This is a genomic window from Pseudomonas avellanae BPIC 631, assembly GCF_000444135.1.
In the GTDB taxonomy this organism is placed as follows: Bacteria; Pseudomonadota; Gammaproteobacteria; order Pseudomonadales; family Pseudomonadaceae; genus Aquipseudomonas; species Aquipseudomonas avellanae.
In genome coordinates this window covers 1-1,984 of record NZ_ATDK01000468.1, presented here as the reverse complement: position 1 = coordinate 1,984, position 1,984 = coordinate 1, and the positions used below count along the sequence as shown (strand labels likewise).

1 protein-coding gene is annotated in these 1,984 nt (G+C 59.5%); it reads left to right on the top strand.

What is annotated here, in order from left to right:
* Nucleotides 1–499: 499 nt before the first annotated feature.
* Nucleotides 500–1,825: an ammonium transporter gene (locus DW49_RS0124050; protein ID WP_005617722.1), complete on the top strand. Its 1,326-nt coding sequence runs from the start codon at nt 500–502 to the stop codon at nt 1,823–1,825.
* Nucleotides 1,826–1,984 lie beyond the last annotated feature (159 nt).

Genomic DNA, 1,984 nt, shown 5'->3' with positions numbered 1-1,984 from the left:
ACCCGACGAAGTCGGGCCGGAAACGGAGCGGGGATTTTGGTTACTTTGATCCTTCAAAGTCACTCGCCGAGGGGCGAAAAGGTGCCCTGAGTCGAACTCCAATCTACCTGACATCGCAGAACCGCTGTGTGACGCAGGGCATCACGAAAGGCATTACCACGCGGAGCGTGGGAACGAGCGTCGCAATGTGATTTTTGATTCCGGTCGAAGGCCGTGGGGGCTACCGGAGCGGCGATCCGCATGGCTTGCGAATAGGTCCGTACAGCCCCTGAAAATGGGGCGTTGCGACCAACGTCTTCGTGAGCAAGCTCACTCCCACATGGATCTGCACTCCGCCTTACGTTGCAGTTTTAGCCCCACTTTCCAAGCTTGTCAGGACGTGCATGTAACATCGTTCGCACAACGACACACCAACCCTCAAGAGGCCGAAGAGCCTCGCCTGTCTCAATGATCTTCCTTGCTGCCAGACACTTTCCATTCATTCGCGGGAGCTTTGAACATGGTCAATCGTCTACACGGCAAATCCCTACTGGCTTTACTGACTCTCAGTGCCATTGCGCCCTGGGCGCAGGCGGCCGAAACCCCGGTCCTTAACACCGGCAGCACCGCATGGATGATCACCGCCGCAGTCCTGGTGCTGTTCATGTGCCTTCCGGGGCTGGCACTGTTCTACGGCGGACTGGTGCGGGCCAAAAACATGCTCTCGCTGTTCACACAGTGTTTCGGCATCGCCGGGGTGGTCGGCGTGTTATGGGTGATCTACGGCTACAGCATGGTGGTCGACACCAGCAACATGGTCGAAGGGCAGGTAACGTTCAACAGCTTCGTCGGTGGCCTGAGTCGCGCCTTTCTAGCTGGCATGACCCCCGACAGCCTGGTCGGTGACATCCCGGAAGGCGTGTTCGTGACCTTTCAGATGACCTTCGCCATCATCACGCCTGCGCTGATTGCCGGAGCCTTTGCCGAACGCATGAAATTCTCTGCCGCACTGCTGTTCATGGCGCTCTGGTTCACCCTGGTGTATGCGCCGGTCGCGCACATGGTCTGGGGCGGGGCGGGTGCGTTGATGCACAACTGGGGCGTGCTGGATTTTGCCGGTGGCACCGCTGTGCACATCAATGCCGGTGTTGCGGCATTGGCGGCGTGTCTGGTGCTGGGCAAACGCAAGGGTTATCAAAACACACCGATGCCTGCGCACAACCTGAGCCTGACCATGGCCGGCGCGGCGATGCTCTGGGTCGGCTGGTTCGGCTTCAACATCGGCTCTGGCGGCGGACTGAGCGGCACCTCCGGCATCGTCATGCTCAACACCCAAGTGGGTGCCTGCGCCGGGATTCTCGGCTGGATGTTCACCGAATGGTTCAAGGTCGGCAAACCGAGTGCATTGGGCCTGGCCAGTGGTGCGTTGGCCGGTCTGGTCGGGATCACGCCTGCCTGTGCCTACGTCGGCGTAGGCGGCGCGTTGGCGATTGGCGTGCTGTGCGGGGTGTTCTGCTACCTGAGCGTGACCGTCCTGAAAAAACGCCTGGGCTATGACGACAGCCTCGACGTCTTCGGCCTGCACGGCATCGGCGGCATGATCGGCGCGGTGCTCACCGGCGTATTCTGCGTGCCAGCACTGGGCGGCCTGGTGCCGGACGTGACCATGGGCGCGCAAGTCATTGCACAGATCAAAGGCGTACTGTTCACCACCGTGTATTGCTTTGCGGTCAGCTGGATCATCCTCAAAGCAGTCAACGCACTGATCGGCTTGCGGGCTCACGAGTCCGTGGAAGAGATGGGGCTGGACCTGGCCGAGCATAATGAGCGGGCCTATAACCATTGAGATGATTGTCGTGCCGCTCTGCGTTATACATTCGACGCGACACAACTTCATGCCTTGCCCGTAGTTACTGCACATAAACGAAAGCGCTTTTTTTATCACAATGGCACTGACGACGCAGAGTGCGACGTAAGTGACGGCTGAGTCCTGACACTGATCCGG

Coding starts and splice junctions, on each gene's coding strand:
- DW49_RS0124050 (WP_005617722.1), top strand. CDS start 500: ATGGTCAATCGTCTACACGGCAAATCCCTACTGGCTTTACTGACTCTC.